Source organism: Nitritalea halalkaliphila LW7 (assembly GCF_000265075.1).
Classification (GTDB): Bacteria; Bacteroidota; Bacteroidia; order Cytophagales; family Cyclobacteriaceae; genus Nitritalea; species Nitritalea halalkaliphila.
The window spans coordinates 1-8,738 of record NZ_AJYA01000038.1; the positions used below are offsets into that span (position 1 = coordinate 1).

The window sequence follows — 8,738 nt, forward strand, 5'->3', positions numbered from 1 at the left end:
GTCTTTTTGCATGGCACATGCACGGCGCAAGTTCGTGGAAGCAGAAAAGTACGATCAAGAGGCTGCGCAGTATGTCGTAGGGCAGATGCGTGTGCTCTATGCTTTAGAAAGTAGTATGAGGGAAGCCGGTCTAAGCTCCGAAGCACGCGCCAAGCTGAGACAAGAGCAGGCGATTCCGATACTGGAAACTTTGGGCAACTGGTTAAATAAAAATCTGTACGCCTATCCCCCGAAAAGTCCGATGGGTGAGGCCATCGCGTATGCCCACTCTCGCTGGGCAGGTTTAAGCTTCTATACGCTGCATGGCGACATGGAAATCGATAATAATTTAGTCGAAAATGCTGTCAGGCCGCTTGCCGTAGGACGCAAGAACTACCTGTTTGCTGGCTCTCATGATGCTGCACATATGACTGCTGCCATGTACTCCTTTATGGCAAGTTGTAAGCGAAATGGTGTGGATGAAAGAGAGTGGCTAAGTGATATTTTTGATCGCGTACAGGGAATCAAGCATAAGGACCTCTTCAAGCTACTGCCTTCTAACTGGGCCAAGTACAGAGGCCAATTATAAATCCAATACGTAGTTCGTCGAACGGATACGTATATTTAATATAATTTGGCTTTGTCCCAAATAACTATCTGACATTTAAACAAAAAAGATATGAAAGGAATATTTTTAGCAGGGATCTTATGCTTACTTCTGGTAGATACTAAGGCATATGGGCAGCAAGCAGACATTCTTGATGTCGAGTTAGGGTATCAATTTATCAATTCCACCCTGGTCAAGGGTACCACAAAGTTTGACTTATCCGACCAAGCAAGATTTGGAATGGGTCAGGATGATATGAATTATGTTTTAGAAGACACGTTGTTTACGGATGAAGACAAGGACTATATCTTAAGGCAGCTGGCAGCTTTGGAGGACTTTACTTGGAAAGCTGGTAAAATTGCTGGAGCCAATGTTTTGTCCCGTCAAATGATCGATGAAGAGTTTAAGGAGGGTGATTTTTGGGAAAAATTCAATGCCAAATATGGAAATTGTATTACTTCATGGTCGTTTCCTATTTTTACTAAAAGCCGTGAATATGTGATCAGTTATAATTGGACCCAATGTGGATACTTATCTGGAAGTGGCAGTGTTGACTTGTATAAATTTGAACTTGGCAAATGGATTTTTGTCAAAAGCTATATGCAAGGGGTGAGTTGAAATTGCTAATTTTTTAAAGCTTGATAAATGACCTTAAGCGGCTTTGTCCGACAGTGGTCAAAATTGTTCGCTAGATTTCCTCTTGGAATTCAAAAAGCCCTCAATGGGGCCATAGAGGCCGTTTTTTAATTGGTACGAACTTGGCAATTTAGCTGATACTGTGTAATTTTCATTTCTTAGCTGCCATGATCAAAAACTACATTACCATCGCTTTTCGGACCATCCTTCGCAATAAGGTGACTGAATATCCAGACAGATGGCTATGGGGTATCCACTTCTAACTGGGCCAAGTACAGGGGCCAATTATAAATCCAATACGTAGTTCGTCGAACGGATACAGAGGACAGATAGGGACCTAATCCCTATTTTCCTGCTTTATTTTTTCTTATCTTTTCGATCATTATGCTTATTTAAATGACATGTATGAAGAAGCTTCTACTACTCCTTTTACTCTCGCCCTTTGGCGCCCATGCGCAACAGATGCAGGTGGAAACGTATCGACTGCCGAATGGTCTAAGTATTTACCTACATGAAGATAAAACCAGGCCTGAGGTTTTAGGTGCTGTGGTGGTAAATGGCGGTACGATTTGGGATCCAGCCGACGCCACAGGCATGGCGCATTACTTGGAACACATGTTGTTCAAAGGCACAACCCAAATGGGCACCATTGATTTTGAGCAAGAATCGATTCACCTCGCTAAAATCGATTCGCTCTATGAAGAACTAGGAAAAACCAAAATCGACGAGCAGCGTAAGGCGATTCAACTTCAAATCAATGAGGAAAATCTGGCTGCCGCTGAATTTGCTGTTGCAAATGAATTCGATCGGCTGATCAACAGCATAGGGGGAAAGGGCTTGAATGCGTTTACCTCGCATGATATGGTCATGTATTACAATACTTTTCCTCCCCATCAGTTTGAAAAATGGTCGGAAATTTATGCCCATCGATTTAGTAACCCAGTTTTTCGCCTCTTCCAATCGGAATTAGAAACCGTTTATGAAGAAAAGAATATGTACATGGATGATCCAACTTACAAATTGATCGAAAGCTTTGATCGCGCATTTTATAAAAATCATCCTTATGGACAGAGAGATATATTAGGCGAGGTAGAAGACCTGAAAAATCCTTCCCTAAAAAGGATGTACGCCTATTACCAGACCTATTATGTACCGGCTAACATGGCCTTAATCATCAGTGGTGACATTGATATCGAGCAGATCAAACCCATAATAGCCGAAAAATTCGGACAGTGGAAAGGAGGAGAAAAACCTAAGCGAGAATTTATAGCAGAAGCAGATTTTAAAGGTAAGGAAGTAATAAAAGGAAGGTACCTTCCCATAAAAGCGGGTATTGCAGGGTATAGAACAGTACCCGTAGGACACCCGGATGAAGCAGCTTTAACGGTACTGAATGAGCTTTTGAGTAATTCTAGCGAAACTGGATTATGGGACAAGCTCACACTAGACAATAAGCTTTTAGCCGCAGAGATGGAGGCCGACATTCAAGTGGAACATGGACGTACGCTCCTTATTTTTGTGCCCAAAATCATCGGCCAGTCTTTGAAAAAAGCAGAAAATTTAATGCTGACCGAATTAGAAAAGCTTAAGTCCGGAGATTTTGACGAGCAGCTATTAGAAGATATCAAGCTGAACTACACCAAACGTCAGCAGCTCAGCTTAGAGTCTAATTTTCAGAAGACGTATCTGTTGGCCAATGCATTTATAAGTGAACGCCCCTACGAAGAGGTCTTACAACTAAATGAGCAAATTCAAAACATCACCAAGGAAGAAGTCATAGCAAATGCCAACAAGTACTTCGGTGAAAATCGCTTGGTGCTCTACTCTCGAACGGGTTTCCCTAAAAAGAACAAACTTCCGAAACCGCCCTACACGCCTGTTATCCCAAAAGGTACAGAGTCCGAGTATGCGAAAGCATTCAAAGAAATTCCAGAGCTGCCACTAAACCCTAGCTTCGTGGATGTATCCGAAGCCGTTCAAATCACTGCGTTAAAGGACCTGGTCCAGCTCTATCAGGCACCAAACCCCGTGAATAGCATCTTTAGTTTTGCACTTAACATCCAGAAAGGCGATCTTCTAGATCAAAACTTGGATTACCTCGCGTCCATGTTGAATTCCGCAGGCACGAAAACGAAAAGCCGAGATGAGTTTAAGGCAGCGCTGGCACGCCTGGGGAGTAACTTGTCCATCTACAGCTCGGATACGCAGTTTACGATCGCGATGCAGGGCCTAGAGGAAAACTTAGAAGCGAGTGTAGCTTTGCTGCAAGAGCTTTTGGAGCAACCGGTTTTTTCCGAGGTGGGTAAAAAGAAATACCTTTCTGGCGTACGCTTTGAACGTAAAATAGAGGGTAAGGATCTGGATACCAAGTCGGATATGATTAGCGATTACCTCATCTATGGAGAAAATTCGCCTTACCTTACCCGTTTGTCCCTTAAAGAAATCAAAGCACTGCCCTTTGAGGCGCTTCAGGAAAGTTTGACCCAATTATTAGCCACCGAAACAGTAGTGACCTATGTGGGCAATACACCGAATAAGGAACTTGAAGCACTGTTGCAGCGCTCCGTAGCATCACTGCTTACAGGAAAAGTGGCGAAGGGCATGGAAGAACGCAAGTTAGCGACACCTGAAAAGCCTACCGTGTTTTTTGTTCATGATAAAAAAGCCATTCAAACGCAGATTTATTTTTTAAGCGAAAGTAAGCGCAAGCGTTCTCCCGAAGACCAGTACGCCATAAATGCCTTTAACGAGTATTTTGGCAATAGCATGTCGGGGGTAGTGTTTCAGGAAATCCGTGAATTCCGTTCATTGGCCTATGCCACCTATGCACGACTAAATAATGGTTCTATCCGGGGAGGAAATGCCTTTACGATAGGATTTGTCGGATGTCAGGCAGATAAAAGCGTGGAAGCCATGCAGGTTTTTAAAGAGATGCTGCAGGAGCTGCCCAAAAAAGAAGAGCGACTGCCCGAAATTCAAAAATCCCTCGTACAGACAGCCGCCTTTTCCAAGCCCTATTTCCGAAGCATGCCTCAGACCATTTACAGCTGGCAGCAGCTGGGTTATGCGGGTGATCCCAATGAGTCCTTTTTTACGCGCTACCAAAACATTCAATTTGAGGACATAGAAAAGGCCTATACCACCTACATCGTCGGTAACCCCTTAAGCTTCAGCATCGCTGGCAACAAGAAAGCCATGGACATGAGCGCCTACCAGGCTTTCGGTGAGGTGGTAGAAATGAAGCTAAAACAAATTCGTAAAAAATAAAGCGTTCTGACCTGGACGCACTATTTTTCAGGATAGTGCGTCCACCTGAACCTTCGCTTGAACAGCCGTAGCCGGCACCTATGCGCATTTACCGGAGTTCCTGTACCACACCTTGAATAAAGAGTGCGGAACCCGTGTGTCCTCAAGTACATTACCGAGCATTTCGAACTCCAGCTGGTGCTTGATTTCGAAAGTTCCCCCACGTATGTGGTTATTGTTAAAGCGATTACCGTACCCTTTTTTTGACCCATAGAACGTACGTATCGCAAAACTTTCTTTACAGTTGGTGATTACGTTTCCTTCCACCATGTTTTGAATCGCATGGTTGAAAAAGTCTGGCCGCTGCAGGCCAAAGCTCCCAAATCCCGCAACATGGATGCCTTGCCGACAGTTGTCGATGCGGTTATTTAAGACAGCATTTCCATAGCTGGCTCCCCATAAAGAAATAGCATGGCCGGGCTGGTTGGCATTGGGTTGTGTATCGCGTACCTCATTTCCCGCTATTGTACAGTTAATCGCACCGGTATGAACACCTATTTCAGCACCTTCGAGCTCTTCCGCCGTATAGGTCTCGGATAGGTACAGACAGATGCTTTGCCCCGCAGGGGCAAAGTCCCTAATCTCTGCATACTGATAGGCTAAGTTTCCACTCTCCACAACAAAGAGAAGGCCCTTAATAGAACCGATAAAGTCCACATCTACCACGCGGTGCTGGTAGCCGCCTCCTTGTTTTTTAGGCTCCACGAAGAACAGGTCTCCGCAGTAAACACAGGTACCCTTCAGCACACCATCGACTCGCCAAGGGGCTACTTTTTGGACGTAGGATTTACAAATGACTGGAACTAGCCCCACATTATTTCCAAAACTATCAATGCTTATCGACTCCTCTGCGCAGCCGGAGACGGTGTTATGGACTATTTCCGCACCCCGTATCAGTGCACGTCGCTGCGTCGCAATTAAGATCCCTGTAATGTTGGCGCCACTCACCGTGTTGCTGTCAATCAGGCAGCGACCCCGATAGCTATTGATGCGAATCGGATGGGAAGCACTTGCTGTCGCAAGAGTAGAATGGGCAATGTGCACATCATTAGCTCGCTCCACCCAAATTCCCGCATAAATCGCCTGGCAGCGTAGTGTCAGGTTTTCTATAAAAACATCGGCGCCTTCGTCCATGATGTAAAGCAAGTAGCTGGAGCTTTGGGTGATGCTATGGTAGTGTAGGCTAACCCGCTGGATATAAACGCTTTCGAAACGACGTAGCGAGCCAGCAGTAGGGACGATGTTGTGACAGCTGATGTCTTCGAGGCGACAGTGGATAGCGGGGAGCTCTCGAGCGGGTTTATTGGTCATGCCCAAGAGTGTGGTAGCCGATTCACCAGCCCCTTTTATCCGTTCGGGCTGATTTTTCTCAAAATAAAACAAGGTGTTTACTCCGCCTGCCTGTACATGCACATAGGTGCCCCTGGGAAAAAATACCTCCTTTCCTCGAAAGTCAAAGCCCTTAAACATTTCTTCAGATAGGTAGGAGGACACAGGTTCCACACTAAAGCTCCCCCCGTGGTCCTTCAGGAGATGCGGCCCGGTCCGAGAGATACGAAAATGAGTGCCCTGACCGTTGGTCAAAATAGTAGGGTAGTACACTTCGCCTGTTTGTTCCGCCCAGAGGAGGTAAAAACATTTGGAGGATTGGGGTCGTATCTCCAGCTCACTGTAGAAAGTATCTACAAAACGATAGCCTTGGATCTGGGAATCAATAGGACGTATGCCGAAAGTATGAATGGAAACGCGTTGCATAAGCGATTAAAGAAAAAAGGTTTACGGGCATTTGACCGAAAGTCAGTGTGCAGGTGCTGCATTGAATATGCGCAAACTACCTTCTAAAATACCGATTTAATCTGGGGATGTGTCGAAAGTCTGCAAAAGATTTAACTAAATCGGTTAAATTGTGCCCAGCGTTCAGGGGTAGGAATTATTTCGATTTCAGTCCTGTTTGCCTTATCGAACTCAAAGCGATTCCCAAGTCTATGTCTACAGCAGAAAAGCGTCCATTTCCTGGTTTCCACTGGGACACAAGTTATCTGCAGCTCCCCACAGGCTGTACAGCCGCCAAGATCCCCAACCCGTACATGCTCCAAAGCTCAGGCTGTGGAATAGTGCCTTAGCACGGACATTGGATTTGGCAGCGGTAGACTTTCAGCGTGAAGAAGAGCTGGAGCAGCTGGCAGTCCTCTTCTCCGGAAATCAAGTGCCTTCGGGAGCCCGTCCTTTGGCGCAAGCCTATGCTGGCCACCAGTTCGGAAACTTTACCAAGCTGGGAGACGGACGTGCCATCTTAATCGGGGAACACCTGACCGCTGCGGGGAAGCGTGTGGATATACAGTTGAAAGGCGCAGGCATCACACCCTATTCCCGGGGAGGAGATGGACGCGCAACGCGAAAGGCCATGCTACGCGAATATCTGATTTCAGAGGCCATGCATGCGCTCGGCATTCCCAGTTCGCGTAGTCTAGCAGTGGTAGAAACAGGTGAGCAAGTGTGGCGACAGGAAAAGGAGTCTGGGGCGATTCTGACCCGCGTCATGAGCAGTCACCTACGCGTAGGTACTTTCCAGTATGCGCGGCACTTTCTAGATGTATCGGCACTTCAGGCCTTACTGACCTATACCATCGAGCGCCATTATCCAGAACTGCGTGATGTATCTAATCCTGCCCTTGCGCTTTTAGAAGCGGTTATGGAGCGCCAGATCCAACTGGTGGTGCACTGGTTGCGGGTAGGCTTTATCCATGGAGTCATGAACACGGATAATATGAGTATCTGCGGGGAGACCTTTGATTATGGCCCTTGTGCTTTTCTGAATACCTATGATCCGGCCACTGTTTTTAGCAGTATCGATTCGCAGGGGCGGTATGCCTTCGGCAATCAACCCGGCATAGCTCAGTGGAACCTCGCTGCCCTAGCAGGAGCCCTTTTACCGCTTGTAGCTACGGATGAAAAACAGGCTACGGAACTGTGTACAGCGCTGCTGAATGATTTTCCACGTCGTTTTACGGCGGCGCAGTGGGAAATGTATGCCCATAAAATGGTTTCCCAGGCGCTAAAGAAGCGGGACAAGGGCTTCTTCAAGATTTCTTGGCCCTTCTAAAGCAGCACAAACTGGATTACACACAGCGTTTGTAGACTTGGGTAAGGTGCTTCGTGGTGAGGCGCACGCTTTTCCAGCAGCGATGGAGGAATTTCTGGAAACGTATAAAAGTCAGCTTTTAGCGCAGACTTCTCTTGCGCAGGCGGAGCAGCTGATGGCTCAAGTAAATCCTCAAGTCATACCGCGTAACTATATCGTAGAAAGAGCCTTATATGAAGCCGATCAAGAGAATGATTTTACACTTTTCGAAGCAGCCTTAAAGCGATACTTGAAGCCTTATGCTCCGCATGAAGACGATACATTTTATCAGTTTGTGCCCGAAGACGCTGACCGAAACTACCAAACTTTCTGTGGAACATGAAAAAAGACACTGGATCAGAAAAGGGGGCTGCGGCGATGCGTAAACTCCTTCGCCTAGCCAAGGGACTTGGACTGGCCGTCCTTAGTATAGTTGGCTTGCTGTTCCTACTGTATGGCTTTTTCTACCGCGCAGAAAAGCCCTTAGCCGCCTTGATGCCAGTTTATTTTGATGCAGAGAACCAGGCATTTCTGGCCGTAGGCGAGGAGCGGCTACATGTGCGCATGCAGGGAAAAGGCACGGAACATGTGCTCTTGCTCCACGGCAGTTTCAGCTCACTTCACACCTGGGCAGGGTGGGAGGAGCTACTCGGATCTTCTTTTCGGACGCTGAGTGTGGACCTGCCCGGACATGGACTTACAGGGCCTTCGCCCCAAAATTGCTATACGTCTAGCTGCTATGCAGACTATCTTCGGTACCATTTTACGGGGGTAAAACGTTCTTTGGAAGGCCCCAAATTTCCCCGGGAAATTTCCCGGGAAATTTGGGTTTAAAACCCCAAAGGGCCCCCTTTAAACCCCGGGTTTAAACCCCCGGGTTCCCCTTTTGGGGAAGGGGCCCCAAAATTTTCCCCCGGAAAATTTCCCCGGGGAAATTTGGGGTTTTAAAACCCCAAAGGCCCCTTTAACCCGGGTTWAAACCCGGTTTCCCCTTTGGGAARRGGCCCAAATTCCCGGAATTCCCGGAAATTGGTTTAAAACCAAAGGGCCCCTTTAAACCCCCGGGTTAAACCCCGGGTTCCCCTTTTG

The 8,738-nt window shown here is 46.8% G+C and carries 7 protein-coding genes; 6 read left to right on the forward strand and 1 reads right to left on the reverse strand.

Features of this window, described 5'->3' with window-relative positions:
* The 3 genes from A3SI_RS12150 to A3SI_RS12160 all read left to right on the forward strand — a co-directional run.
* Positions 1-568: IS66 family transposase (locus tag A3SI_RS12150; RefSeq protein WP_009056274.1), on the forward strand; the 568-nt coding region annotated here is incomplete at its 5' end.
* A 90-nt stretch (positions 569-658) separates the two neighbouring features.
* Positions 659-1,204 (forward strand): hypothetical protein, encoded by a 546-nt coding sequence (locus A3SI_RS12155; RefSeq protein WP_009056276.1) that lies wholly within the window; start codon positions 659-661, stop codon positions 1,202-1,204.
* 423 nt (positions 1,205-1,627) lie between these two features.
* Positions 1,628-4,489 carry a M16 family metallopeptidase gene (locus A3SI_RS12160; protein WP_009056279.1) on the forward strand — a complete coding sequence of 954 codons (2,862 nt, stop codon included), beginning with the start codon at positions 1,628-1,630 and terminating at the stop codon, positions 4,487-4,489.
* Positions 4,490-4,567: 78 nt separating this feature from the next.
* Here the strand turns inward: A3SI_RS12160 and A3SI_RS12165 are convergent, their stop codons facing one another.
* A complete protein-coding gene (locus A3SI_RS12165) occupies positions 4,568-6,283 on the reverse strand; it encodes a right-handed parallel beta-helix repeat-containing protein (RefSeq protein WP_009056281.1) in 1,716 nt (571 codons plus the stop codon).
* 196 nt (positions 6,284-6,479) lie between these two features.
* On the opposite strand from A3SI_RS12165, the gene A3SI_RS12170 reads away from it, so the two are divergent.
* Genes A3SI_RS12170 through A3SI_RS12180 form a run of 3 tightly spaced genes read left to right on the forward strand, consistent with a single transcriptional unit; the run spans position 6,480 to position 8,483 of the window.
* A complete protein-coding gene (locus tag A3SI_RS12170; RefSeq protein WP_238531742.1) occupies positions 6,480-7,631 on the forward strand; it encodes a protein adenylyltransferase SelO in 1,152 nt (383 codons plus the stop codon).
* Between the two features lie 37 nt (positions 7,632-7,668).
* Positions 7,669-7,992, forward strand: a complete 324-nt coding sequence (locus A3SI_RS12175) for a protein adenylyltransferase SelO family protein (protein WP_009056284.1) — start codon at positions 7,669-7,671, stop codon at positions 7,990-7,992.
* A complete protein-coding gene (locus A3SI_RS12180; protein WP_009056286.1) occupies positions 7,989-8,483 on the forward strand; it encodes an alpha/beta fold hydrolase in 495 nt (164 codons plus the stop codon). The genes A3SI_RS12175 and A3SI_RS12180 overlap by 4 nt, the downstream gene beginning before the upstream one ends.
* Positions 8,484-8,738: the final 255 nt, after the last annotated feature.

Bases quoted from the DNA above. Each gene is read 5' to 3' on its own strand.
- A3SI_RS12155 (WP_009056276.1), top strand. From the start codon at position 659: ATGAAAGGAATATTTTTAGCAGGGATCTTATGCTTACTTCTGGTAGAT.
- A3SI_RS12160 (WP_009056279.1), top strand. From the start codon at position 1,628: ATGAAGAAGCTTCTACTACTCCTTTTACTCTCGCCCTTTGGCGCCCAT.
- A3SI_RS12165 (WP_009056281.1), bottom strand. From the start codon at position 6,283: ATGCAACGCGTTTCCATTCATACTTTCGGCATACGTCCTATTGATTCC.
- A3SI_RS12180 (WP_009056286.1), top strand. From the start codon at position 7,989: ATGAAAAAAGACACTGGATCAGAAAAGGGGGCTGCGGCGATGCGTAAA.